This window comes from Kocuria atrinae (assembly GCF_039531425.1).
Lineage (GTDB): Bacteria > Actinomycetota > Actinomycetes > Actinomycetales > Micrococcaceae > Kocuria > Kocuria atrinae.
The window spans coordinates 112228-135885 of record NZ_BAAAQA010000003.1 but is presented as its reverse complement, the minus strand read 5'-3'; the positions used below and the strand labels follow the sequence as shown (position 1 = coordinate 135885).

The window sequence follows — 23658 nt, the reverse complement described above, 5'->3', positions numbered from 1 at the left end:
GTGAAAATGCACGAAGACGCTGGTTCATGCCCCAACTTCTCTAAGGAAGTCCAGGCCCGTCAGAACGGGCTATGGAGCATTGTGGATTCTGACTCAGCAGTGTCGAAGTCAGTGTTGTGGGCACACGTGTACCACACGCGTACTGATCCACTCTACAGCCCATGGACTGTTAGGTCCAACTGGGCGATGACCGCAAAGCAACGGGCCCCCATCCGTGGATGGGGGCCCGTGTGTCGGCTCAGAGCCGGCATGCTTTGTCGATCTCGAAAGCCTTACTTGGCCTTCTCGATGATTTCCACAATGCGCCAGTTCTTGCTGGCGGACAGCGGACGCGTCTCGGCGATACGTACGAGGTCACCGACACCAGCGGTGTTCTCCTCGTCGTGCGCCTTGATGCGCTTGGACTTACGCATGACCTTGCCGTAGAGGGCGTGCTTGACACGATCCTCGACCTGCACGACCACGGTCTTGTCCATCTTGTCGGAGACTACGTAGCCGCGACGGGTCTTACGGTCACCGCGCTCGGCCGTGGCCTCGTTGTTAACCTGCTCGCTCACTTGGCATCATCCTCAGACTTGGCGGCCTTCTTGCTCTTCTTGGCTGCCTTCTTGTCGGTCTCTACAGCAGTCGCCTCGACCTCTTCGCGGATGCCCAGCTCGCGCTCACGGAGCACGGTGTAGATACGGGCAATGTCACGCTTGACGGACTTCAGACGACCGTTGCTCTCGAGCTGACCGGTAGCGGACTGGAAGCGCAGGTTGAACAGCTCTTCCTTGGACTTCCGCAACTGCTCGGTCAGAGCACCGTTGTCGAGTTCCGCGAGGTTTTCCATGTTCAGATCCTTAGATCCAATGGCCATTGATCATTCACCACCTTCGCGACGCACGATACGTGCCTTCATCGGGAGCTTGTGGATTGCCAAGCGAAGCGCCTCACGGGCAACTTCCTCGGAAACGCCGGAGATCTCGAACATAATGCGTCCGGGCTTGACGTTGGCGACCCACCATTCGGGAGAACCCTTACCGGAACCCATACGGGTTTCGGCAGGCTTCTTGGTCAGGGGACGGTCCGGGTAAATGTTGATCCAGACCTTACCGCCACGCTTGATGTGACGGGTCATTGCGATACGCGCGGACTCGATCTGACGGTTGGTGACATATGCCGGGCTCAGTGCCTGGATGCCCCATTCGCCGAACGATACCTGGGTTCCGCCCTTAGCCTGGCCCCGACGTTTCGGGTGGTGCTGCTTGCGGAACTTAACACGACGTGGGATAAGCATTACTTACCACCCTCTGCATTGGGTGCCTCCGCAGCGGTCTTCTGCTGGGGGGCTGCGGCGGAGTCGTTACGCTCACGGCGTCCGCCACGGTCGTTACGGTCATTGCCACCACGACGACGACGCTCGCCGCCACCAGCGCCACCGCGACGGTCGTTGCGTCCGCGCGAAGACGGAGCAGCGGCCTGCTGTGCAGCCAGTTCCTTGGAGGTCAAGTCGCCCTTGTAGATCCAGACCTTCACGCCGATACGGCCGAAGGTGGTCTTTGCCTCGAAGAAGCCGTAGTCGATGTTCGCGCGCAGGGTGTGCAGGGGCACACGGCCTTCGCGGTAGAACTCCGAGCGGGACATTTCAGCGCCACCCAGGCGGCCGGCGCACTGGATACGAATACCCTTGGCACCCGCACGCTGAGCGGACTGAATGGCCTTCTTCATGGCGCGGCGGAAGGCCACGCGTGAAGCGAGCTGCTCGGCGACACCCTGAGCGACCAACTGAGCGTCGGTCTCGGGGTTCTTGACTTCCAGGATGTTCAGCTGGATCTGCTTGCCGGTCAGCTTCTCGAGCTCACCGCGGATGCGGTCAGCTTCGGCGCCGCGGCGGCCGATCACGATACCCGGACGAGCGGTGTGGATGTCCACACGCACACGGTCACGGGTGCGCTCGATCTCGACCTTGGAGATACCGGCGCGATCCATGCCCTTGGACATGAGCTCGCGGATCTTCACATCCTCGCGGATGTAGTCCTTGTAGCGCTGACCCGGCTGGTTGGAGTCTGCGTACCAGTGCGAGATGTGGTCGGTGGTAATGCCCAGACGGAATCCGTTGGGGTTGATTTTCTGTCCCACTTAGCGGACCTCCTCCTTCTCCGGGGTCGCCACGACCACGGTCACGTGGCTCGTGCGCTTGTTGATGCGGTACGCACGGCCCTGGGCGCGCGGCTGGAACCGCTTCATGGTGGGTCCCTCGTCCACGTAAGCAGCGGAGACAACGAGGTCTTCCTGCTTGAACGCGAGGCCTTCACGGTCGGCCTTCTGCCGTGCGTTAGCTACGGCGGATTCGAGAACCTTGAATACCGGCTCAGAAGCTGCCTGGGGGGCAAACTTCAGAATCGCCAATGCCTCATTCGCCTGCTGGCCACGAATCAGGTTGACGACGCGCCGGGCCTTCATAGGCGTCACGCGGATGTAGCGCGCAGATGCCTTGGCTTCCATTGCTTTCCTTCTCTCGTCTTGTCGAAGAAGTGCTACGTGCTAACCCGAGGGTCAGCGACGCTTGCCCTTCTTGTCGTCCTTCACATGGCCGCGGAATGTGCGGGTCGGAGCGAATTCGCCGAGCTTGTGCCCGACCATCGACTCCGTGATGAACACCGGGATGTGCTTGCGTCCGTCGTGCACGGCGATCGTGTGGCCGAGCATGTCGGGCACGATCATCGAGCGGCGGGACCACGTCTTGATGACGTTCTTGGTGCCCTTCTCGTTCTCCTTGGCGACCTTCAGGTAGAGGTGCTGATCAACGAAAGGGCCCTTCTTGAGGCTGCGTGGCATTAGTCAGGCTCCTTAGCGCTTGTTCTTGCCGGTACGACGACGACGGACGATGAGCTTGTCGCTTTCCTTGTTGGGGCGACGGGTGCGTCCCTCGGGCTTGCCGTTCGGGTTGACCGGGTGGCGACCACCGGAGGTCTTACCCTCACCACCACCGTGCGGGTGGTCAACGGGGTTCATGACGACACCGCGGACGGTCGGGCGGACGCCCTTCCAGCGGTTGCGGCCGGCCTTGCCCCAGTTGATGTTGGACTGCTCGGCGTTTCCGACCTCGCCGACGGTTGCGCGGCAGCGCACGTCGACGTTGCGGATTTCACCGGAAGGCAGACGAAGCTGGCCGTACTTGCCTTCCTTGGCGACGAGCTGCACGGAGGCACCGGCTGAACGAGCCAGCTTGGCACCGCCACCGGGGCGCAGTTCCACAGCGTGCAGAACGGTACCCACGGGGATGTTGCGCAACGGCAGGTTGTTACCGGGCTTGATGTCGGCGGACGGACCGGACTCGACAACGTCGCCCTGCTTGAGCTTGTTGGGAGCCACGATGTAGCGCTTGGTGCCGTCAACGTAGTGCAGCAGCGCAATGCGAGCCGTACGGTTGGGGTCGTACTCGATGTGAGCGACCTTGGCATCAATGCCGTCCTTGTCGTGACGACGGAAGTCGATGACACGGTACTGACGCTTGTGTCCACCGCCCTTGTGACGGGTGGTGATACGACCGGTGTTGTTACGACCGCCCTTCTTGGGCAGCGGACGCACCAGTGACTTCTCAGGCGTGGTACGCGTGATTTCTACGAAGTCGGCAACCGACGAGCCACGACGGCCCGGGGTTGTCGGCTTGTGCTTACGGATAGCCATAATTGATATTCCTCGTTAAAGTGGTCTCCGCTCAGGCGAGCGGACCGCCGAAGATGTCGATGGAACCTTCCCGAAGGGACACGATGGCACGCTTGGTGGCCTTTCGCGTTCCCCAGCCGAAGCGAGTGCGCTTGCGCTTACCGGGACGGTTAAGGGTGTTGACGGACTCGACCTTGACGCCGAAGATCTTCTCCACGGCGTACTTGATCTCGGTCTTGTTGGCCGAGGGGTCCACCTGGAAGGTGTACTTGCCCTCGTCGATCAGTCCGTAGGACTTCTCGGAGACGACCGGGCGAATGATCACATCGCGCGGGTCCTTGTTGTAGATCGCGCTCACTTGGCGTCCTCCTGGTTCTTACCCGTAGCGGACGCAGCAGCAACGAACGAGTCGTAAGCGGCCTTGGTGAAGATCACGTCGTCCGAGACGAGCACGTCGTACGTGTTGAGCTGGTCTGCGTACACGGCGTGCGTGTTGACCAGGTTGCGCACGGACAATGCAGTGACATCGTCACCGCGGTCCAGAACAACCAGCACGTTCTTGCGCTCGGTGACCGAACGCAGTGCTTCCTTGGCGGCCTTGGTGGACGGCTCGGAAGCAGTCACCAGATCGGCAACCACGTGAATGCGGTTGTTGCGAGCCCGGTCCGAGAGTGCGCCGCGCAGTGCAGCTGCCTTCATCTTCTTGGGCGTGCGCTGCGAGTAGTCACGCGGGGTCGGACCGTGGACAACGCCACCGCCGGTCATGTGAGGTGCACGGATGGAGCCCTGACGAGCGCGACCCGTACCCTTCTGCTTGAACGGCTTACGGCCAGCACCGGAAACTTCGGCGCGGGTCTTGGTCTTGTGCGTTCCCTGGCGAGCAGCGGCCAACTGAGCGACGACGACCTGGTGAAGCAGTGCCACGTTGGTCTGCGCGTCGAAGATCTCAGCGGGCAGCTCGACGTTTACGGTTTCAGTTGCCATGGCTTATCAGGCTCCCTTCACTGCGGTTCGGACGAGGACGACCGATCCCTTGGGGCCCGGCAGGGCACCCTTGATGAGCAGCAGGGAATTGTCGGCGTCAACAGCGTGAACGGTGAGGTTCATGGTGGTCTGTCGGACGTTGCCCATCCGGCCGGCCATCTTCATGCCCTTGAAAACACGTGCGGGGTAAGACGCGCCGCCGATGGATCCCGGCTTGCGGTGGTTCTTGTGAGCACCGTGGGAGGCGCCAACACCGGCGAAGCCGTGACGCTTCATAACACCGGCGGTGCCCTTGCCCTTGGTGGTGCCGACGACGTCGACCTTGGTACCGGCGTCGAAGATTTCGACGGACAGTTCCTGGCCGAGCTCGTAGTCAGCGGAATCGGAAGTACGAAGTTCGACGACGTGGCGGCGCGGGGTAACTCCGGCGGCGGCGAAGTGGCCAGCCAGCGGCTTAGAAACCTTGCGGGGATCGATCGCACCGAAGCCGATCTGAACGGAGTTGTAACCGTCCTTGTCCTCGTTGCGCAGCTGCGTCACGACGTTGGAGTCGGCCTTGACCACGGTCACCGGCACGAACTTCCCGTTCTCGTCCCAGACCTGGGTCATGCCGAGCTTGGTGCCCAGCAGGCCCTTAACCTGGCGTTCGAAAGTGGTAGTCATTGGGGTGCGATCCTTTTTACAGCTTGATTTCGATGTTCACGTCAGCCGGCAGGTCAAGACGCATGAGCGAGTCGACTGCCTTGGGCGTGGGGTCGATGATGTCGATCAGCCGCTTGTGTGTGCGCATTTCGAAGTGCTCACGGCTGTCCTTGTACTTGTGCGGCGAGCGGATCACGCAGTAAACGTTCTTCTCCGTGGGCAGCGGGACGGGTCCCACTACCGTGGCGCCTGCGCGCGTCACCGTCTCAACGATTTTCCGGGCCGAGACGTCAATGACCTCGTGGTCATAGGACTTCAGCCGGATGCGGATTTTTTGTCCCGCCATGGCGTCGTGACTCTCTTTCTTCAAGTACTTCCCTGTGTGGAGCGTTAGCTCCTTGTGTTTTGGCGCTTATACCGCCACTTCACACAGGCTGAATCCGGTAAAACCGGGTTCCTCACCCTGCTGAAGCACCGACACCCGAACTCGGGCGTGTCGCGTAAAACGCAAACACGAGTTCGCACAAATAATTTCATTGGTGTCGATTGGATGGCTATTCACGTGGTTCCCATGGAGACCATGGCTCGTTGAGGCTGCTTCGGTGTACCGGTTCGCCCGACGCGGTCGGGACCTTTTTACGGGCACACGCCGACACGTGAACAACAGCGACCATTCTGCCAGAGGTTTGCACGTCATTGCAAACGAGCCCTTCCCCTCCTCTGAGCGGCCGCGTGCGATCGCCCCTGACGACGGCGCGGCAGCCGGCCGGCGGGTCGTCACGTCCCAGGAGAGCGGGAACGCGTCAGGCCCCGCCAGTACAAGACTGACGGGGCCTGACGCAGTGTGTCGGACTAGCCGACGATCACTTCAGTAATCAGAGGATTACTTGATGATCTTGGTCACCTTACCGGAACCAACGGTGCGGCCACCCTCACGGATAGCGAAGCCGAGGCCGTCCTCCATGGCGATGGGCTGGATCAGCTCAACGGTCATTTCGGTGTTATCGCCGGGCATAACCATCTCGGTGCCCTCGGGCAGCGTGATGACGCCGGTGACGTCGGTGGTGCGGAAGTAGAACTGCGGACGGTAGTTCGAGTAGAACGGGTTGTGACGTCCGCCTTCTTCCTTGGACAGGATGTAGACGTTTGCCTCGAAGTCCGTGTGCGGGGTGATGGAACCCGGCTTGCAGACAACCTGGCCACGCTCGACATCGTCGCGCTTGAGGCCACGCAGCAGCAGACCACAGTTCTCGCCCGCGAGGGCTTCGTCCATCTGCTTGTGGAACATCTCGATACCGGTCACGGTGGTCTTCTGGATCGGGCGGATGCCGACGATCTCGACCTCGGAGTTGATCGGCAGGGTGCCACGCTCGGCACGGCCGGTCACGACGGTGCCACGACCGGTAATGGTGAAGACGTCCTCAACGGGCATCAGGAACGGCTTGTCGGTGTCGCGCTCCGGCTCCGGGATGCTCTCGTCCACGGCCTCCATGAGGTCCTCGACGGACTTGACCCACTGAGCGTCGCCCTCGAGAGCCTTCAGAGCGGAGACGCGCACCACGGGTGCGTTGTCGCCGTCGAAGCCCTGGTCGGACAGCAGCTCACGAACTTCCATTTCAACGAGGTCCAGCAGTTCCTCGTCGTCGACCATGTCGGACTTGTTCAGTGCGACCAGCAGGTAGGGAACGCCCACCTGGCGGGCGAGCAGAACGTGCTCGCGGGTCTGAGCCATGGGGCCGTCGGTGGCGGCAACCACGAGGATTGCGCCGTCCATCTGAGCAGCACCGGTGATCATGTTCTTCACGTAGTCCGCGTGACCGGGGGCGTCAACGTGTGCGTAGTGACGCTTGTCGGTCTGGTACTCGATGTGAGAGATGTTGATGGTAATGCCGCGCTGCTTCTCCTCCGGAGCGGAGTCGATGGCGCCGAAGTCGCGCTGCTCGTTGAGATCCGGGTACTTGTCAGCAAGCACCTTGGAGATGGCAGCGGTGAGCGTGGTCTTGCCGTGGTCAACGTGGCCGATGGTGCCGATGTTGAGGTGCGGCTTGTTGCGCTCGAACTTGGCCTTCGCCATGATGTGTTCCTCCTAGAACATTGAGGTGAGACTTACTCGACGACTCCGAATGTCCGGAGTCTGCTATCACAGCGCATAGCACTGCTGCAGTCGAAACCTGTGCAAGTCTACTTTGGCTTGAGTGGTTTATCGAAATTTGGGGACGAGTCCCCGGTGGGCTTACTCGCCGCGATTCTTCTGGATGATCTCGTCGGCAACAGCCTTGGGAACCTCCGAATAGCTGTCGAACTGCATCGAGTACACAGCGCGGCCCTGGGTCTTGGAACGCAGGTCGCCAATGTAACCGAACATTTCGGACAGCGGCACGAGGGCCTTCACCAGCTTGACGCCGGTGACGTCCTCCATGGACTGGATCTGACCACGACGGGAGTTCAGGTCGCCGATCACTTCGCCCATGTACTCCTCAGGAGTACGGACCTCCACGGACATCAACGGCTCGAGGAGCACAGGGTTGGCGCGACGAACACCTTCCTTGAACACCATGGAACCGGCGATCTTGAACGCCATTTCGGACGAGTCAACATCGTGGTAGGCACCGTCGAGCAGGGTGGCCTTCACACCGACCATGGGGTAACCGGCGAGAACACCCAACTGCATGGCGTCCTGGATACCGGCATCCACGGAAGGAATGTACTCGCGAGGCACGCGGCCACCGGTCACCTTGTTGTCGAACTCGTAGAGTTCCTCGGCATCCAGCGGAAGCGGCTCGAAAGCGACCTGCACCTTAGCGAACTGACCGGAACCACCGGTCTGCTTCTTGTGGGTGTAGTCGACCTTGTCCACGGCCTTCTTGATGGTTTCGCGGTAAGCCACCTGCGGCTTACCCACGTTGGCTTCCACCTTGAACTCGCGCTTCATGCGATCCACCAGGATGTCCAGGTGGAGCTCGCCCATGCCGCCGATCTCGGTCTGGCCGGTCTCATCATTGAGGGACACCGTGAAGGTGGGGTCCTCAGCGGAGAGCTTCTGAATAGCGGTGGAGAGCTTTTCCTGGTCACCCTTGGTCTTGGGCTCGATGGCCACGAAGATCACGGGCTCGGGGAAGCTCATGGATTCCAACACGATGGGGTTCGCGGATTCGCACAGGGTGTCACCGGTGGTGGTGTCCTTCAGGCCGATAGCCGCGTAGATGTGACCGGCGGAGATCTCGTCCACCGGGTTCTCCTTGTTGGAGTGCATCTGGAACAGCTTGCCGATGCGCTCCTTCTTACCCTTGGTGGAGTTGAGCACCTGCTCGCCGGCCTTGGCCTTACCGGAGTAGACGCGGATGTAGGTGAGCTGACCGTAGAACGGGTGCGCCGCGACCTTGAACGCCAGAGCGGCGAACGGAGCGTTCGCGTCTGCCGGGCGGGTCATGACCTCTTCCTCGTCATTGACGGCGTGGCCCTGCACGGAGAGCACGTCCAGCGGGGTGGGGAGGTAATCCACAACTGCATCGAGCATGGGCTGCACGCCGCGGTTCTTGAACGCGGAACCACACAGCACCGGGTAAGCCCTGGAGTTGATCGTCAGTTCACGGATACCGTGCTTGATCTCGTCCTGGGTCAGCTCTTCACCGTTGAGGTACTTCTCCATGAGCTCGTCGTCGGCTTCTGCCACGGACTCGACCAGCTGGTTGCGGTATTCCTCAGCACGGTCCTTCAGATCCTCGGGGATCTCGCGGATCTCGTACTTGGCGCCCAGGGAAACGTCACCCTTGGAGTCGCCCTCCCACACGAAGGCCTTCATGGTGAGCAGGTCGACAACGCCCACGAAGTCGTTCTCGGCGCCGATGGGCAGCTGCAGAACGAGCGGGGTTGCGCCCAGGCGGGACTTGATGGTGTCAACGGTGAAGTAGAAGTCCGCACCGAGCTTGTCCATCTTGTTGACGAAGCAGATGCGCGGAACTTCGTACTTGTCAGCCTGACGCCACACGGTCTCGGACTGGGGCTCAACGCCCTCCTTGCCGTCGAAGACTGCAACGGCGCCGTCGAGCACACGCAGGGAGCGCTCGACCTCGACCGTGAAGTCCACGTGACCGGGGGTGTCGATGATGTTGATCTGGTTGTCGTGCCAGTAGCACGAGGTCGCGGCGGAGGTAATGGTGATGCCGCGTTCCTGCTCCTGCGCCATCCAGTCCATCGTGGATGCACCGTCGTGCGTCTCGCCGAGCTTGTGGTTGATGCCCGTGTAGAACAGGATTCGTTCGGTGGTCGTGGTCTTACCAGCATCGATGTGAGCCATGATGCCGATATTGCGGACCTTGTTCAGGTCGGTAAGCACGTCAAGTGCCACGATGGTTCCCTTCGTAAAGGTTGGTGCCGGGCCCAGGTGTCGGCCCCGCTGTTGGCAGGGCCGACACGACTATCGGATTTTACCAGCGATAGTGGGCGAAGGCCTTGTTGGACTCAGCCATCTTGTGAGTATCCTCGCGGCGCTTCACAGCGGCACCCAGGCCGTTGGAGGCATCGAGGATCTCGTTCTGGAGACGCTCAGTCATGGTGTTTTCGCGGCGGACCTTGGCGTAGCCGACGAGCCAACGCAGCGACAGCGCGGTGGCGCGGCCTGCCTTGACCTCGACGGGCACCTGGTAGGTGGCGCCACCGACACGGCGGGAGCGAACCTCGAGGGCCGGCTTGACGTTGTCAAGGGCCTTCTTCAGGGTTGCGACGGGATCGGAGTTGGTCTTGTTACGAACGCCTTCAAGGGCACCGTAGACGATGCGCTCTGCGGTGGACTTCTTGCCGTCCTGCAGAACCTTGTTGATCAACTGGGTGACCACGGGCGAACCGTAGACGGGGTCTACGACGAGGGGGCGCTTGGGAGCGGGACCTTTACGAGGCATTACTTCTTCTCCTTCTTGGCGCCGTAGCGGGAACGAGCCTGCTGGCGGCCCTTGACACCCTGGGTGTCGAGTGCGCCGCGCACGATCTTGTAGCGAACACCCGGCAAGTCCTTCACACGACCACCGCGCACCAGCACGATGGAGTGCTCCTGCAGGTTGTGTCCCTCACCGGGGATGTACGCGGTAACTTCCACGCCGCCGTTGAGCTTGACACGAGCCACCTTACGAAGAGCCGAGTTCGGCTTCTTGGGGGTGGTGGTGAACACACGGGTGCACACGCCGCGCTTCATGGGGTTGCCCTTGAGCGCGGGGGCTTTGGTCTTGACGACCTTGGACGTCCGGCCCTTACGGACCAGCTGCTGAATAGTTGGCACAGTGCCTCCTGTTTGGGCAGACCTTGCGTTCACCCGGTGAACGGTCTGCTGACTGCGGATTGGTGAGTCACTGATGCGGGCATGACAAAAAATGGCATCTAGGTACAAGGTGCGTACCAAAGGACAGGGTCCAATTTGCCATTGAATCGAAAATGCACACGCTCGTGACCGAGCAATTCTCATCCAGTGTAGCAGCTGCTTCACGCCGCCGCGAACCGGTTCATCTCGGACCCACCGGGTAATGGCGGGCGTTCAGTTCCCCGACGCCGCCAGGTCCTGCGAGATCGCTGCCGCACACGCGAGCAACTCGGGGATGACCTGCGCTTCCGGGTGATCGGTGTCCACCCCGGGCATGCCCACGCGCATGGACACGTTGATCGCGGCCACGGTGCGCCCGGTGAGGTCATTGACGGGAACCGCAGCCGAGCGAAGGCCCACTTCGAGTTCCTGGTCGACCACGGCATAGCCCTGCTCGCGCACTCGCTGCAGTTGCTGCAGCAAAGCTTCCCGCTCGGTGGTGGTGCGCCGGGTCAGCGGGGAAAGCTCTGCCGTGTTGAGGTACTCCCCCAGCTCGTTGGCATCCAGCCCGGCGAGTAACACGCGCCCCATGGAGGTGGCGTAGGCGGGGAACCGGGTTCCCACGGCGATAGCAACGGTCATGATGCGGTGGGTGGCTACGCGGGCCACATAGACAATGTCCTGGCCGTCGAGCACGGACATGGAGGTGGATTCCTGCAGCGTGTCCGACAGTTTCTTCAGGTGCGGACTCGCAATCTGGGGCAGCGAAAGCGCAGAGAGGTACGAGTATCCCAGCTGCAATACCTTGGGCGTGAGCTCGAACATGCGCCCGTCGGACCGCACGTAGCCCAAGGACTCGAGCGTGAGGAGGAACCGCCGAGCGGTAGCGCGCGTCAAACCCGTGTGCCGCGCGACGTCGGAGAGCGTCATGACGGGCTGAGCGGCGTCGAAGGCGGAAATGACGGACAGTCCACGCGCGAGCGACTGGACGTACTGGCTCTTGTCGGCGGAGTCTGCGTCAGCACTCAAGGGGGCTCCCAATCACACGGGTCGAACAATGGTCTTGCAGGTAGCGAGCTCGATTGAAGCAAGGCGGGGGCGGAACCATGAAAGTTCCGCCCCCGCGCCAGCGTCAGTTGGCGGGCTTCAGCTCGATGTCGACCAACTCGGTGAGTTCGTCGAAACCGATGCCGAAGGTCTCGCGCACACGCACGCCGTCCTCCTCGATGAGGAACACGGCCTTGTCCGTGTAGATGCGCGAAACGCAACCAACACCGGTCAGCGGCATATCGCACTCTGCCACCAGTTTGGGCTGACCCTTCTTGGTCTGCAGGGTCATCATCACGAAGGTCTGCTTGGCACCGGTAGCCAGATCCATGGCACCGCCCACCGCGGGGATGGCACCGGGCTTGCCGGTGTGCCAGTTTGCCAGGTTGCCCTTCTGATCCACCTGGAAGGCACCCAGGACACAGCAGTCCAGGTGACCGCCGCGCATCATCGCGAAGGAATCAGCGTGGTGGAAGTAAGAGCAACCTTCGGTCTCCACCACGGGGATCTTGCCCGCATTGATGAGGTCAGGATCGATCTCTTCACCCTTGGCCTCCGCTCCCATACCCAGCATGCCGTTCTCGGTGTGCAGGGTCACGTCGTCCTCGGGAGAGAGGTAGTTGGAGACCAGCGTGGGCTGGCCGATACCCAGGTTGACGTAGGCACCAGCGGGGATGTCTCGGGCTACGACCTCTGCGAGCTCTTCAGGGCTCAGGGCGTGATCACTGTTCTGCGGGGCGCTCATGCCGCACCTTCCTCTCGCGGGTCTACCTGCTTGGGAGCTTCGAGCTTGACCACGGTGTCCACGTAGATACCGGGGGTCACCACGACCTCGGGGTCGATCTGACCGCGTTCCACGATCTCGCTCACCTGCACGATGGAGTGCTTGGCGGCCGCGGCCATGATGGGGCCGAAGTTCCGCGCGGTCTTGCGGTAGACCAGGTTGCCCGCAGTATCTGCGGTGTGCGCCTTGGTCAGGGAGAAATCCGCATGAATCGGATATTCGAGTACCTGGTGCTTGCCGTCCAGTTCACGGACTTCCTTACCCTCGGCCAGCGGGGTGCCGTAACCGGTGGGCGTGTAGAACGCGCCGATGCCGGCGCCCGCGGCGCGAATACGCTCGGCCAGGTTGCCCTGCGGCACGACCTCGAGCTCGATGTCCCCGGCGTGGTACTTCTCGTCGAAGTGCCAGGAGTCCGCCTGTCGCGGGAAGGAACAAATGATCTTCTTCACGCGACCGAGCTGGATGAGCTTGGCCAGTCCCACGTCACCGTTGCCGGCGTTGTTGTTGACCACGGTGAGGTCCTTGGCGCCGTTCTCGATGAGCGCGTCAATGAGCTCAACGGGCTGCCCGGCAACACCGAAGCCACCGATCATCACGCAGGCGCCGTCGTGGATGGGCTCCACGGCCGCGGCCACGCTGTCTGCAATATTCAGCATGAGCTGTATGCCTTTCTTCGTTGTGGTCTGGGACTGAGCGCTTAGCCCTTGGCGTTCTGGTTTTCGAGCACCACGGCGAGGCCCTGGCCAACACCGATGCACAAGCTGGCCACACCCCAGCGTTCGCCGGACTCTTCAAGACGGCGCGCCAAGGTGCCGAGCACGCGGGTACCGGAGGCACCCAGCGGGTGACCGATCGCGATGGCGCCGCCCCATGTGTTCACGAGGCTCTGATCCACTCCCCACTGGCGCAGGCAAGCGAGCGACTGCGCGGCGAAAGCTTCGTTGAGTTCTACCGCGGCGACGTCGTTCCAGGTGATACCCGCGCGCTTGAGCGCGAGGTTGGCTGCCTCCACGGGTGCCTCACCGAAGTACTGCGGTTCGTTGGCCGCGGCACCGCGACCGGCGATGCGTGCGATGGGTGCGCTGCCGAGCAGATCCGCGCCCTTCTCGCTGCCGAGCCACACGGCGGAAGCGCCGTCGTTCATGGGGGACGCGTTGCCGGCGGTGACGGTGGCGTCCTCACCAGCGCGGAACACGGTGCGCAGACCGGACAGGGTTTCTGCGGTGGAATCCGCACGAACGGTCTCGTCGCGAGTCAGTTCGACGCCGCGCTTGGTGTTGGGCTTCACGCTCACGGTGAGGTTGTCGTACTTACCCTCGTCCCAGGCCTTGGCGGCAAGCTGGTGCGAGCGAGCGGCGAACTCGTCCTGATTCTCGCGGGAAATGTTGTGCTTCTCGCGCAGCTGCTCGGTGGCCTCACCCAGCGAGACGGTCCAGGCATCCGGCATTTCCGGGTTGACCAGGCGCCAGCCCAGGGTGGTGTTGGCGAGCTTGAGGTCCTGCATCGGGAAAGCGCGCTCGGTCTTGGGCAATACCCACGGAGCGCGGGACATTGATTCCACGCCTCCCACGAGCAGCAGGTCACCCTCGCCCACCTCGATCTGACGCGACGCCATCATCGCGGCATCCAGGGACGAACCGCACAGGCGGTTGATCGTGGAACCGGGCACGGAGGTCGGCAGGCCGGCAAGCAGGGTGGCCATGCGGGCCACGTTGCGGTTCTCTTCGCCGGCGCCGTTGGCGTTACCGAAGTAAACCTCGTCGATCTTCGACGCGTCCAGCTGGGGAGCGCGCTCCACCATGGTCTTGACCACGAGAGCGGCCAGATCGTCGGGGCGGTGGCTGGACAGTGCGCCGCCCACCTTGCCGAACGGGGTGCGGACTGCGTCGTACACGTAAGCGTGGTTCATGTGAATCCTCACGGTTTGGGCTCACCCGGTTCCCCGGGGCGACACCGTCTCCATCGACCGACGACGCCGCGTTGCGTGTTTTCACAATAACCCAATATGCGCGCCATGTGAACACCTGTTCGTATAGCGAACATAATTGATGAACTGTTGCCCTCGTCGCGGCGCCCTTGGGACTACTCCCCCAGCACGCCCATGTCCGAGAGCACCTTCTGGGCGTGTTTGAACGCGTTGTTGGCAGACGGCACGGAAAGGTAGATGGCCGACTGGAGCAGGATCTCCTTGATCTCGTCCGGCGTCAGACCGTTACCGATGGCCGAGCGCACGTGCATCTCGAACTCTTCCCAGTGCCCCGCCGCGATCAGAGCGGTGAGCACGCACGCGCTGCGCATGCGTCGATCCAGGCCCGGGCGGGTCCAGATCTCGCCCCACGCGTAGCGGGTGATGAAGTCCTGGAACTCCTCGGTGAACTCGGTCTTGCCCGCCTCCGCACGATCCACGTGGGCGTCGGAGAGCACCTCGCGGCGCACGGTCATGCCCTCGCCGTGGGCCTGGGACTGGGTGCGTTCTGAACGATCCGTCATGATGTCCTTTCTGCTCAGCGGTGGGCCGAGATGAATCGGGAAATGTGCTCTGCGGTGACCTGCGGCGCCTCGACCGCCAGCAGGTGGGAGGTGTTCGCCACGGTTTCGTGGCGGGCGCCTAATTTGTCGGCCAGTTCCTGCACGGTCTCAGGACCGGTGACGACGTCGCTCGGTCCGGACAGCGTCTGAACGGGCACCTTGGTAGCGGGCTCGGCTTCGCGCAGGTCGAAGCTGGCCAGTGAGCGGCACGCCGCCGCGTAACTGAGCCGATCTGCGTTCTGCAGATCGTGGAGCAGAGCGGTACCGACTTCCGCGTGGTGCGCCAGGAAGTCCGGGGCAAACCACAACTTGGCGGAGTTGATCACCTGGGTGGGGGTTCCGGCCTGGGCCACGAGATCCGCACGTTCATGCCAGCCTGCCGGATCCGGGAAGTAGTCGGTCGTTGCAATGAGCGTCAGTGAGGCCAGCTGGTCCGGGTGAGCCAGGAGCAGCTGCTGCCCCACCGCGCCGCCAATGGACGTGCCCACGTAGTGAAAAGGCCCTGATGAAACATGTCCGCCGACCGCGCCCAAGACGCCCTGGGCAAGTTCCGCGACCGTGAAGTCCTCGGCGGGTCCGCTCGTTCCGTGGCCGGGTAGATCCCAGCCCACCACGTGCACGTCACCGGTCAACTGCGCCGCGAGACCGCCGTAAAGATTGGTCACGGACGTGCCGATGCCCGGCCCCAGGACCACCAAGGACGCGTTGTCGGAAAGCTGTTCAGGGTTCGAGAACTCCACGAGCCCAAGCTCGGGCACACTCATGTAATCAACCTTTCTCGGTGGTTCTTCACGGCGCGAGCGCAGAGTTGCTGCGTTGCACCCAAGTAGCCACGCGGGTCAAGTAGCTGTCGCAGCCAGGCGCTCACACTGTCCCGCTCCTGCGGGTTCACACCCTCCGGCAACGACGGCGCATCCTCAGCAATGACCATGCCGGTCAGGTGTTCGGCGAGCGCCTCCGCGTCAACCGGGTGTTCGCGCACGGCGCTCTGTACCCGGTGCTTGGCGGTAGACCCGCCGGATTCGGAGAGCACGGGGGTCAGTGCGGCGCTCAGCCGCTCGGCCATCACGCCGGTGCCCGCCTCACGCAGGTTCTGCGCCATCCGATCGGCGTTGACGGTCAGGCCTTCGGTAAGTTCCGCAGCGTGCGACGCCGCCGCGGTGGTCAATACCGCGAGCTCGCGGAGCGCAGGCCATTCGGCGTGCCAGCCGCCGTCCGGTCGCTCATCCGCGGCGGCAGCTGCACCAGAGATGACCTGCCCCAGCAGGTGGGGCGCGGCCAATGCCGTCCGCTTGAGCAGCACGCTCAGCACCGGATTCTGTTTTTGTGGCATCGCGGAGGAAACACCCCGCCCCTCTGCGGTGGGTTCGCGCAGCTCCCCCATTTCCGGGCGGGACATCAACAGCACGTCATTGGCCATGCGGCCCATTGCTGCGGTCGATTCCGCCAGCGAACCGGCCACCCGAAGCACGGGGACTCGGTCGGTGTGCCACACCTGATCCGGTACGGCCAATCCGAGCTCCTCGGCCCAATAACCGATGAGGGTGAAAAGTCGTTCTGCGGTTTCCGCCGTGCTGCCACCCTGCTCACACAGGGCCATGCCCGCCGCCAGGGTTCCGGCGGCTCCCCCGTAGGAGACGGAAAGGTGAGCGCGGTCGAGGACGTCGCGAGCGGCGTCGTCGATCCCCGCAAGCCACGAGGCCGCCTTGAGGCCGAATGAAATGGGCAGCGCGTGCTGGGTGAGGGTCCGGCCGACCATGACGGTCTCCGCGTGCGTCTCGACCAGGCCGGCGAGCGCGTCACCGGTGCGCTGCAGATCCGGCACCAGACTGTCCTGCGCGGCCTTGAGCACCAGGGCGAGCGCGGTGTCCATGACGTCCTGGCTCGTGAGGGACTTGTGCACCGCGGCCACCGGTGAACCGTGCAGTTCCTTGACCGCGGCGCGGTAATCGGCGAGCAACGGAATCACCGGATTGCCGCCGCCCTCGGAGGCTACTGCCAGTCGGTTCAGCGACACCTCGTCGAGAGTGACGCGGTCGACCGCCTCACGACAGGTGTGAGCGATGTCTTCCGGAACGAGCCCCAGACGTGACTGGGCCGCGACCCACGCCGCCTCCGTGAGGAGGACGGCGCGGGCCACGGCACGGTCGTCGAGCAGCTCAGCCGCCCGGTGGCTTCCCGGTGTGAGAAGACCTGTGTTGATCATTCAAGCCCCGGGTAGGCCAGGAACACGGTCTCGCCGTCACCCTGCAGGTGCACGTCGAAGCGCAACGAGCCGTCCGCTTCGCGGGTGGCCACCAGGGTGGCGCGCTCGTCCTCGGACAGCCCCGAGAGCAGCGGGTCGTTGGCGAGCGCCTCGGTGTCCTCGGGCAGGTAAATGCGCGTGAACAACCGGTTGAGCAGGCCGCGGGCGAACACGGTCAGGCAGATGAACGGTGCCTTGCCTGCCTCGGTCGGGCCCGGGTTGACGGTCGTGAAGGTGTAGTGGCCCTCGTTGTCCACGGCCACACGGCCGAATCCGGTGAAGGTGTAGCCGTCACGAATCAACGAACCGGTCTCCTGGGAGACGTTGCCGTTCTCGTCCGCCTGCCAGATTTCCAGCATGGAGTCCGGCACGGGAACGCCGTGGCCGTCGTACACGGTGCCGTGCAGTCGCACGGAACCGGGGTGCGAGCGATCCACCAGGTTCTCGCCGTTCTCGTACGGCAGTGCGTACCCGTAGAACGGGCCGATGGTCTGGCCCGGGGTGGGTACCAGGCGTTGGGTGTTCTCAGACATTGCTGTCATCCTCCGTCCAGGTCCGGTTGGAACCGCTCAACACGATGTCCCACTTGTAGCCCAGCAGCCACTCGTGCTCGGACACGTTGTGGTCGTAGTCGGCCACGAGGCGCTCACGGGCCTTGGGGTCAACGATCGACTGGTAAATGGGATCCAGCGCGAACAGCGGATCGCCCGGGAAGTACATCTGGGTGATCATGCGCTGGGTGAAGTCCGTGCCGAAGAGCGAGAAGTGCACGTGCGCCGGACGCCATGCGTTCTGGTGGTTCTTCCACGGGTACGGTCCGGGCTTGATGGTCACGAACGAGTAGGACCCGTCGTCACCGGTCAGGCAGCGACCCACGCCCGTGAAGTTCGGGTCGATGGGTGCGGGGTGCTGATCGCGCTTGTGGATGTAACGACCCGCGGCGTTGGCCTGCCAGATCTCCACCAGCTGATTGCGCACGGGGCGGCCATCGCCGTCAAGGATGCGGCCGGTGATGCGGATGCGCTCACCGATCGGCTCGCCGCCGTCCTGAATGGTCAGATCCGACTCGAGCTTGTGCACGTCCCGCTCGCCGAAGGCCGGAGCGTAGAGCTCAATGGTCTCCGGATCCGTGTGGCGCGGGTCCTTGGTGGGGTGGCGCAGGATGGAACTGCGGTAGGGCGCGTAGTCCAGCCGCGGCTGGGTCTCCGTGCGACCGGATTCCTCGTACTGCTTGGTGATCTGGGCCATCTCGTTGTTGAGCTGGTCCTGGCTGTCAGCGGCGTCGTCGGCGCCCTTGGCCGTGAGCGGCTCGAAGGCGTCTTCTGGATTTTCAGCTGCCATGATTCATCTCCTTAGGGGACATAGCTGCGGTGGTTGATACGTGGCTCATTTGTCCGGCCAGCCGGTGTAGCACTCGGCGAAGTAAGCCGCACCGCGGTCCGATCCGGTGATGGACGCGCACTCACCCCGGCGACGCTTCTGATTGAACGGGTTCTCGCCCGGTTGGATGTGCATGAGGTTGGTGGCCCAGTACGAGAAGTTCTGCGCCTTCCAAATGCGTTCCAGCGCCTTGGCCGAGTACTCGGCCAGACCGCTCTCGTCACCCTCATCGAAGAAGTCGACGATGGCCGGGGCCAACACGCGCACGTCGCAGAAGGCCAGGTTCAGACCCTTGGCGCCGGTGGGCGGAACCGTGTGCCCGGCGTCCCCCACCAGGAACATGTTCCCGTAGCGCAGCGGTTCGCATACATAGGAGCGGAAGGGCAGCACGGTCTTGTCGAAGATCTTGCCGCGCTGCAACTGGAGCCCGTCCGGGCCGTCGATGCGGCGCTGCAGCTCCGCCCAGATGCGCTCGTCGTCCCAGTCGTCGATGTTCTCGTTGGGATCGCACTGGAAATACATGCGCTGAACGGTGTCACTGCGCTGGGAGATCAATGCGAAGCCGTGCTCCGAGTTCGCGTAGATCAGTTCGGGAGCCGAGGCCGGAGCCTCACACAGGATGCCGAACCACGCGAACGGATACTCAATGAAGTTGTCCGTACGGATGTCCTCGGGGATCTGACGCTTGGAAATACCCTTGGAGCCGTCTGCACCGACCAGGATCTTGCAGCGGATCTCGAGGTCTTCTCCGTCAGCCGAGGTACACAGGATCTTGGGCTGCTCGGACGTGAGGTCAACGATCTGGGTGTCCGTCACCTCGTAGCGGACGTCTCCGCCGTCGCGCTTGCGAGCGGCGGCCAGATCGACGAACACCTCGTTCTGCGGGTAGAGCCACACGGACTCCCCCACGAGCTTCTGGAAATCGATGCGGTGGCTGACACCCTCGAAGCGCAACGTGGTGCCTTCGTGTTCGTGGCCTTCTGTCAGGACCCTCCCGTCAACGCCGGATTCCACCAGCATCTTGACGGTGCCGGCCTCGAGAATGCCGGCGCGGTGCGTGTTGGCAATCTCGTCGTGGGAACGCTTCTCCACAACCACGCTGTCGATACCTGCCTTGTACAGCAGGTGGGAAAGCATCAGCCCGGCGGGGCCTGCGCCCACGATGCCGACCTGGGTTTCCACGATTGTTCGCTCTTTGACCATGTGTCCTCCTTGCGCACGTGTGACTCACATTATGCGTGGCGGACATGGCTCGCATCACAGTGCTTCCATTGAATGGAATGGCGCATGCGAAAGCCGCTGGCGACACAGGCCCGTCAATCGTTCATGCGAGGCGCAAGTTGGTGATGCAAGTGGGATCGTCCTCGTTTTTAGTCGAGATGCTTGCGGTTCCGATCTGACCTGCGTGACTAATTCTGAGCGTGGCGTCCATATCACGCGGTACCCAAAGTCCAAGGAAGCCATTGTCGTACGTCTTGCGCACTTCATCGACAAGAACCTCACCGCTGCCGCTCGTGAGTCTGACCTGCACGTCCGTGTTACCCAGCTCGCCGACACAAGTAGTCAGGCTATGAAAATAACAATCGTGTGTCTGGCTCTTGTAAGGAGCGATTGAGACATACATCCCATCCTCAGGCAGGGGGAGCCGAGCCTCGCGCTGCTGCGTGTCAGAAAGCACGACCGCATCAGGCTGCACTGACGCCTGCAGGCCAGCGGGCCGATTGGAAACAGGCATAGTGTCCAAGCGCTCAATGACTTCCGCCGCACCAAGTCCTTCCAAGCCATGGTTAGCCAAGAGGTCACTCTTTACTGCAAGGTCGCCCGACGATGTAGGCACTGCCTCAGGGGCAGATATTGTGCAGCCCGAGAGTGCAAGAGCGGATGCGAAACAGACTGCCGAAGATGCAAGAATCAGCTTCTGTCGACGGCCTGACTGAAGCTTAGTCATGCGGTGCTCCTCCAATGAACTGGCACGTACACACATCATCTTATTCCGACCGGAGCAGTTTCCATCGACCCTGAACCCGCGCCAACCCCTTTGACTCCATGCACTCGCCCGCTTGACCGTGGACCCCCCTTGGCAGACCCGTGTGCGCACCCGAGACAACACCACAGACCCAGTGCTGACATGTGCTGGACTCTGAAGAACGAGGCAAACAGCCTTGCCCCATACCCCCCACGGGTATATCCTGAAACCAAGCTCTTCAGAAGAGCCACACGGGTGGCCATCAACTTCGATATCCGTCGATGGGTACTCAATAGCCTGCAAGAATCCCACGTCTCTCCAGTTCACCCCGTCAGACAAGGAGCTTCAGATGAACAAGCGCACGCGCACCCTCATAGCCACTGTGACGCTCACCGGAGCAATCGCGTTCACCGGTTGTTCGAATTCAGCCAACGAAGAGCCAGCATCGTCGGCTTCCCAGAGTGACAACGCGCACGCGGGGCATGGCGGCATGGATCACCCAATGGACGGCGGCCCCGTGCCCGAGGGCATGACAGCAGCCACCGACCCGGAATATCCCGTGGATACCGAGGTAACCCTCACAGCCGATCACATGGAAGGTATGAACGGTGCCAGCGCGACCGTGGTCGGCGCATACAACACGTACACGTACGCGATCGACTACACGCCCACCGAGGGTGGAGACCCCGTCACCGATCACAAATGGGTCGTTCAGGAAGAGCTTGAAGACGCGGGTAACGAGCGCCTGGCCGATGGCACCGACGTCAAGGTAGCTGCCGATCATATGGAAGGTATGAACGGAGCAATAGCAACGATCGCGTTTTCAACCGACGAGACCGTCTACGTCGTTGACTACGAAGCCGACGGGATGGAAATGACGAACCACAAGTGGGTTGTCGAAAGCGAGATGCAGCCCGACTCCTAGCCAACAGGAACCGGGCATCGAGGAATGGACAGACCATGAACAATCAGCACACCCACCACGGGGCAACCGAGGCTACCCCCCACGAATATGCGGGCCACCACGACCACTCTGTACACGGGGAGCGGGGTGCACCCATGGAGCACGGTGGTCATGGCCACGCAGGTCAAGGCGGGCACGGTGATCATGTCGGACAGTTTCGGCGGTTGTTCTGGATCATGCTCGTCCTCGCGATTCCCGTCGTGGGATTCAATGACATGTTTGCCCAGCTCATCGGCTACACACTCCCAGATGCCGATTGGGTGCGGTGGGTTTCCCCGGTCCTGGGCACGGTCATGTACTTCTGGGGTGGATGGCCGTTCCTCACTGGCGGGTTCAGCGAGATCCGATCTCGCAAACCCGGCATGATGCTGCTCATCGCTTTGGCCATCACCGTAGCCTTCCTCGCCTCTTGGGGCGCAAGTCTGCAGTGGCTTAGTCATGAACTCAATTTCTGGTGGGAACTCGCACTACTAGTGGTCATCATGCTTCTGGGCCACTGGATAGAAATGCGCTCCCTAGCCCAGACCACCTCGGCCCTTGACTCTCTCGCGGCGCTCATCCCCGATGAAGCCGAGAAGATTGAGGGCGACGGAGTCGTGAAAGTCGCGCCCACAGCCCTTGCTGTCGGAGATATCGTGATTGTCCGTCCGGGTGCCTCTGTGCCAGCTGACGGAAAGATCATCGACGGGTCCGCGTCCATGGACGAATCGATGGTCACCGGCGAGTCCAGGACCGTCAGCCGAGGGGTCGGTGGTCACGTGGTCGCCGGCACTATCTCCACAGACTCGGGGCTGCGGATCGAGGTAACCGCCACCGGCGAAGATACTGCCTTGGCAGGCATCCAGAGGCTTGTGACCGATGCTCAGGCGTCCTCCTCCCGTGCCCAGCGGATCGCCGATACCGCCGCCGGATGGTTGTTCTGGTTCGCCCTCAGCGCTGCCGTAATTACGGCGCTCGTGTGGTCCCTAATAGGTCTCCCTGACGAAGCCGTCGTGCGCACCATTACGGTCCTGGTCATCGCCTGCCCCCATGCCCTTGGCCTCGCAATACCGCTGGTAGTATCCATCGCTACCGAACGCGCCGCCCGCGGCGGAGTGCTCATCAAAGACAGGCTCGCATTGGAGTCTACGCGCACCGTTGATGCAGTCCTCTTCGACAAAACCGGCACACTGACCAAGGGCGAACCTACGGTCACCGCCGTCGATACTGTCGGCGTACATACCGAGGACACGGTGCTTGCCTTAGCGGCAGCGGCCGAGTCCGACAGTGAACACCCCCTCGCTCGTGCCATTACCCATGCAGCCCAGCAACGCGGTCTGGAACCACCTCGAGCCAGGAACTTCACGTCCTCCCCCGCCATCGGGGTTAGGGCCACCGTCGACAACATGGTCATCGAAGTTGGGGGCCCGTACCTTCTTGAGCAGCGCTCCTTCAAGGAGTTACCCATCTCAGCGCAATGGCGAAATGAGGGTGCGATCATCCTCCACGTCATTTCCGACGGTCAGGTGATCGGTGCTTTGCGTCTCGCCGACGCAATCCGCACCGAGTCACGCGACGCCGTTGACGCTCTCCACGCTCAGGGCGTTCAGGTCGTCATGATCACCGGCGATGCAGAGGCCGTGGCTCAAGCGGTTGCCGACGAGCTTGGTATCAACCGTGTCTTCGCCGGCGTGCACCCCGAGGACAAAGCCATGAAGGTCGCGGAGCTCCAAGGCGAGGGCCGCAAGGTTGCGATGGTCGGCGACGGAGTCAACGATGCTCCTGCGCTGGCCCAGGCCGACGTCGGCATCGCCATCGGCGCGGGCACGGATGTCGCCATCGGATCGGCCGGAGTCATCCTGGCTAGCTCCGACCCCCGTTCGGTGCTCTCGGTGTTAGAACTTTCGCGTGCGAGCTTTCGGAAGATGAAGCAAAACCTCTGGTGGGCTGCCGGGTACAACTTGATCTCCGTACCTCTCGCCGCGGGCATCCTGGCTCCGATCGGGTTCGTTCTGCCCATGAGCATCGGCGCAATCCTCATGTCCGCATCGACAGTCGTCGTGGCACTCAATGCTCAATTACTGCGCCGTCTCAACCTGGCCCCGGAAGTTAGCACTGATCACATGCTCCACAGCCGGTAGACATGAGGTCGGGCTTCGGGCCCTTCCCTCACGTCCGCTCAATATGCGGCGGCTGT

The 23658-nt window shown here is 62.5% G+C and carries 28 protein-coding genes; 2 read left to right on the top strand and 26 right to left on the bottom strand.

The features are described from left to right. Positions 1–272: 272 nt before the first annotated feature. The 26 genes from rpsQ to ABD283_RS02360 form a co-directional block, all read right to left on the bottom strand. Positions 273–557, bottom strand: coding sequence for a 30S ribosomal protein S17 (gene rpsQ, locus ABD283_RS02485; protein WP_016997057.1), 285 nt, complete (start codon positions 555–557; stop codon positions 273–275). Further along, complete coding sequence (gene rpmC / locus ABD283_RS02480) at positions 554–859, bottom strand: 50S ribosomal protein L29 (RefSeq protein ID WP_344223480.1); 306 nt, start codon at positions 857–859, stop codon at positions 554–556. Before rpmC ends, rpsQ begins: the two co-directional genes overlap by 4 nt. Positions 860–862: 3 nt before the next feature. Continuing rightward, on the bottom strand, positions 863–1279 hold the full coding sequence (rplP, locus tag ABD283_RS02475) for a 50S ribosomal protein L16 (protein ID WP_016997053.1): 417 nt from the start codon (positions 1277–1279) through the stop codon (positions 863–865). Beyond that, complete coding sequence (gene rpsC / locus ABD283_RS02470; protein ID WP_344223479.1) at positions 1279–2121, bottom strand: 30S ribosomal protein S3; 843 nt, start codon at positions 2119–2121, stop codon at positions 1279–1281. Before rpsC ends, rplP begins: the two co-directional genes overlap by 1 nt. Next, positions 2122–2487: a 50S ribosomal protein L22 gene (rplV, locus tag ABD283_RS02465; RefSeq protein WP_016997049.1), complete on the bottom strand. Its 366-nt coding sequence runs from the start codon at positions 2485–2487 to the stop codon at positions 2122–2124. It lies immediately after the preceding gene. Positions 2488–2538: 51 nt separating this feature from the next. After that, positions 2539–2820 (bottom strand): 30S ribosomal protein S19, encoded by a 282-nt coding sequence (gene rpsS / locus ABD283_RS02460; protein WP_016997047.1) that lies wholly within the window; start codon positions 2818–2820, stop codon positions 2539–2541. 12 nt (positions 2821–2832) lie between these two features. Then, complete coding sequence (rplB, locus tag ABD283_RS02455; protein WP_344223478.1) at positions 2833–3672, bottom strand: 50S ribosomal protein L2; 840 nt, start codon at positions 3670–3672, stop codon at positions 2833–2835. Positions 3673–3703: 31 nt separating this feature from the next. Further along, entirely contained in the window at positions 3704–4009 is a 306-nt protein-coding gene (rplW, locus tag ABD283_RS02450) for a 50S ribosomal protein L23 (RefSeq protein WP_016997045.1), read from the bottom strand. Beyond that, on the bottom strand, positions 4006–4635 hold the full coding sequence (gene rplD / locus ABD283_RS02445) for a 50S ribosomal protein L4 (protein WP_344223477.1): 630 nt from the start codon (positions 4633–4635) through the stop codon (positions 4006–4008). The genes rplW and rplD overlap by 4 nt, the downstream gene beginning before the upstream one ends. Positions 4636–4641: 6 nt before the next feature. Further along, positions 4642–5298 (bottom strand): 50S ribosomal protein L3, encoded by a 657-nt coding sequence (gene rplC / locus ABD283_RS02440; RefSeq protein ID WP_344223476.1) that lies wholly within the window; start codon positions 5296–5298, stop codon positions 4642–4644. A 16-nt stretch (positions 5299–5314) separates the two neighbouring features. After that, positions 5315–5623: a 30S ribosomal protein S10 gene (gene rpsJ / locus ABD283_RS02435; protein ID WP_003803825.1), complete on the bottom strand. Its 309-nt coding sequence runs from the start codon at positions 5621–5623 to the stop codon at positions 5315–5317. A gap of 537 nt (positions 5624–6160) precedes the next feature. Further along, positions 6161–7351: an elongation factor Tu gene (tuf, locus tag ABD283_RS02430; protein ID WP_344223475.1), complete on the bottom strand. Its 1191-nt coding sequence runs from the start codon at positions 7349–7351 to the stop codon at positions 6161–6163. A gap of 159 nt (positions 7352–7510) precedes the next feature. Continuing rightward, a complete protein-coding gene (gene fusA / locus ABD283_RS02425) occupies positions 7511–9625 on the bottom strand; it encodes an elongation factor G (protein WP_344223474.1) in 2115 nt (704 codons plus the stop codon). 79 nt (positions 9626–9704) lie between these two features. Then, positions 9705–10175: a 30S ribosomal protein S7 gene (rpsG, locus tag ABD283_RS02420; RefSeq protein WP_016998030.1), complete on the bottom strand. Its 471-nt coding sequence runs from the start codon at positions 10173–10175 to the stop codon at positions 9705–9707. Further along, complete coding sequence (rpsL, locus tag ABD283_RS02415; protein ID WP_016998029.1) at positions 10175–10549, bottom strand: 30S ribosomal protein S12; 375 nt, start codon at positions 10547–10549, stop codon at positions 10175–10177. Before rpsL ends, rpsG begins: the two co-directional genes overlap by 1 nt. Before the next feature lie 252 nt (positions 10550–10801). Next, on the bottom strand, positions 10802–11596 hold the full coding sequence (locus ABD283_RS02410; RefSeq protein WP_344223473.1) for an IclR family transcriptional regulator domain-containing protein: 795 nt from the start codon (positions 11594–11596) through the stop codon (positions 10802–10804). Between the two features lie 103 nt (positions 11597–11699). After that, positions 11700–12359, bottom strand: a complete 660-nt coding sequence (locus ABD283_RS02405) for a 3-oxoacid CoA-transferase subunit B (protein ID WP_344223472.1) — start codon at positions 12357–12359, stop codon at positions 11700–11702. Next, positions 12356–13054 carry a 3-oxoacid CoA-transferase subunit A gene (locus ABD283_RS02400; RefSeq protein WP_344223471.1) on the bottom strand — a complete coding sequence of 233 codons (699 nt, stop codon included), beginning with the start codon at positions 13052–13054 and terminating at the stop codon, positions 12356–12358. The genes ABD283_RS02405 and ABD283_RS02400 overlap by 4 nt, the downstream gene beginning before the upstream one ends. Before the next feature lie 41 nt (positions 13055–13095). Then, positions 13096–14307 (bottom strand): thiolase family protein, encoded by a 1212-nt coding sequence (locus ABD283_RS02395; protein ID WP_344223470.1) that lies wholly within the window; start codon positions 14305–14307, stop codon positions 13096–13098. Between the two features lie 173 nt (positions 14308–14480). Beyond that, positions 14481–14888, bottom strand: coding sequence for a carboxymuconolactone decarboxylase family protein (locus tag ABD283_RS02390; protein WP_344223469.1), 408 nt, complete (start codon positions 14886–14888; stop codon positions 14481–14483). 14 nt (positions 14889–14902) lie between these two features. Continuing rightward, positions 14903–15691 (bottom strand): alpha/beta fold hydrolase, encoded by a 789-nt coding sequence (locus tag ABD283_RS02385; protein WP_344223467.1) that lies wholly within the window; start codon positions 15689–15691, stop codon positions 14903–14905. Next, positions 15688–17133: a lyase family protein gene (locus ABD283_RS02380; RefSeq protein WP_344223466.1), complete on the bottom strand. Its 1446-nt coding sequence runs from the start codon at positions 17131–17133 to the stop codon at positions 15688–15690. Before ABD283_RS02380 ends, ABD283_RS02385 begins: the two co-directional genes overlap by 4 nt. Further along, positions 17130–17705: a protocatechuate 3,4-dioxygenase subunit alpha gene (pcaG, locus tag ABD283_RS02375; RefSeq protein WP_095796573.1), complete on the bottom strand. Its 576-nt coding sequence runs from the start codon at positions 17703–17705 to the stop codon at positions 17130–17132. The genes ABD283_RS02380 and pcaG overlap by 4 nt, the downstream gene beginning before the upstream one ends. Continuing rightward, entirely contained in the window at positions 17698–18513 is an 816-nt protein-coding gene (gene pcaH / locus ABD283_RS02370; protein ID WP_129702470.1) for a protocatechuate 3,4-dioxygenase subunit beta, read from the bottom strand. The genes pcaG and pcaH overlap by 8 nt, the downstream gene beginning before the upstream one ends. Before the next feature lie 45 nt (positions 18514–18558). Then, entirely contained in the window at positions 18559–19755 is a 1197-nt protein-coding gene (locus ABD283_RS02365; RefSeq protein WP_344223465.1) for a 4-hydroxybenzoate 3-monooxygenase, read from the bottom strand. Between the two features lie 121 nt (positions 19756–19876). After that, the gene (locus ABD283_RS02360) at positions 19877–20500 is read right to left on the bottom strand and encodes a CueP family metal-binding protein (RefSeq protein ID WP_344223464.1); all 624 of its coding nucleotides are present in this window, start codon (positions 20498–20500) and stop codon (positions 19877–19879) included. Between the two features lie 367 nt (positions 20501–20867). Here ABD283_RS02360 and ABD283_RS02355 point away from each other — a divergent pair, with 367 nt between their 5' ends. Both ABD283_RS02355 and ABD283_RS02350 read left to right on the top strand, forming a co-directional pair. Further along, complete coding sequence (locus ABD283_RS02355) at positions 20868–21443, top strand: YdhK family protein (RefSeq protein WP_095796570.1); 576 nt, start codon at positions 20868–20870, stop codon at positions 21441–21443. A gap of 35 nt (positions 21444–21478) precedes the next feature. Further along, positions 21479–23602, top strand: a complete 2124-nt coding sequence (locus ABD283_RS02350) for a heavy metal translocating P-type ATPase (RefSeq protein WP_425552787.1) — start codon at positions 21479–21481, stop codon at positions 23600–23602. The last annotated feature ends 56 nt before the right edge of the window (positions 23603–23658 follow it).

Excerpts from the sequence above, each read along its gene's own strand:
- rpmC (WP_344223480.1), bottom strand. The coding sequence starts at position 859 with ATGGCCATTGGATCTAAGGATCTGAACATGGAAAACCTCGCGGAACTC.
- rplP (WP_016997053.1), bottom strand. The coding sequence starts at position 1,279 with ATGCTTATCCCACGTCGTGTTAAGTTCCGCAAGCAGCACCACCCGAAA.
- rplV (WP_016997049.1), bottom strand. The coding sequence starts at position 2,487 with ATGGAAGCCAAGGCATCTGCGCGCTACATCCGCGTGACGCCTATGAAG.
- rpsS (WP_016997047.1), bottom strand. The coding sequence starts at position 2,820 with ATGCCACGCAGCCTCAAGAAGGGCCCTTTCGTTGATCAGCACCTCTAC.
- rplB (WP_344223478.1), bottom strand. The coding sequence starts at position 3,672 with ATGGCTATCCGTAAGCACAAGCCGACAACCCCGGGCCGTCGTGGCTCG.
- rplD (WP_344223477.1), bottom strand. The coding sequence starts at position 4,635 with ATGGCAACTGAAACCGTAAACGTCGAGCTGCCCGCTGAGATCTTCGAC.
- rplC (WP_344223476.1), bottom strand. The coding sequence starts at position 5,298 with ATGACTACCACTTTCGAACGCCAGGTTAAGGGCCTGCTGGGCACCAAG.
- rpsJ (WP_003803825.1), bottom strand. The coding sequence starts at position 5,623 with ATGGCGGGACAAAAAATCCGCATCCGGCTGAAGTCCTATGACCACGAG.
- tuf (WP_344223475.1), bottom strand. The coding sequence starts at position 7,351 with ATGGCGAAGGCCAAGTTCGAGCGCAACAAGCCGCACCTCAACATCGGC.
- rpsG (WP_016998030.1), bottom strand. The coding sequence starts at position 10,175 with ATGCCTCGTAAAGGTCCCGCTCCCAAGCGCCCCCTCGTCGTAGACCCC.
- ABD283_RS02405 (WP_344223472.1), bottom strand. The coding sequence starts at position 12,359 with ATGAGCGCCCCGCAGAACAGTGATCACGCCCTGAGCCCTGAAGAGCTC.
- ABD283_RS02400 (WP_344223471.1), bottom strand. The coding sequence starts at position 13,054 with ATGCTGAATATTGCAGACAGCGTGGCCGCGGCCGTGGAGCCCATCCAC.
- ABD283_RS02395 (WP_344223470.1), bottom strand. The coding sequence starts at position 14,307 with ATGAACCACGCTTACGTGTACGACGCAGTCCGCACCCCGTTCGGCAAG.
- ABD283_RS02390 (WP_344223469.1), bottom strand. The coding sequence starts at position 14,888 with ATGACGGATCGTTCAGAACGCACCCAGTCCCAGGCCCACGGCGAGGGC.
- ABD283_RS02385 (WP_344223467.1), bottom strand. The coding sequence starts at position 15,691 with ATGAGTGTGCCCGAGCTTGGGCTCGTGGAGTTCTCGAACCCTGAACAG.
- ABD283_RS02380 (WP_344223466.1), bottom strand. The coding sequence starts at position 17,133 with ATGATCAACACAGGTCTTCTCACACCGGGAAGCCACCGGGCGGCTGAG.
- pcaG (WP_095796573.1), bottom strand. The coding sequence starts at position 17,705 with ATGTCTGAGAACACCCAACGCCTGGTACCCACCCCGGGCCAGACCATC.
- pcaH (WP_129702470.1), bottom strand. The coding sequence starts at position 18,513 with ATGGCAGCTGAAAATCCAGAAGACGCCTTCGAGCCGCTCACGGCCAAG.
- ABD283_RS02365 (WP_344223465.1), bottom strand. The coding sequence starts at position 19,755 with ATGGTCAAAGAGCGAACAATCGTGGAAACCCAGGTCGGCATCGTGGGC.
- ABD283_RS02360 (WP_344223464.1), bottom strand. The coding sequence starts at position 20,500 with ATGACTAAGCTTCAGTCAGGCCGTCGACAGAAGCTGATTCTTGCATCT.
- ABD283_RS02355 (WP_095796570.1), top strand. The coding sequence starts at position 20,868 with ATGAACAAGCGCACGCGCACCCTCATAGCCACTGTGACGCTCACCGGA.
- ABD283_RS02350 (WP_425552787.1), top strand. The coding sequence starts at position 21,479 with ATGAACAATCAGCACACCCACCACGGGGCAACCGAGGCTACCCCCCAC.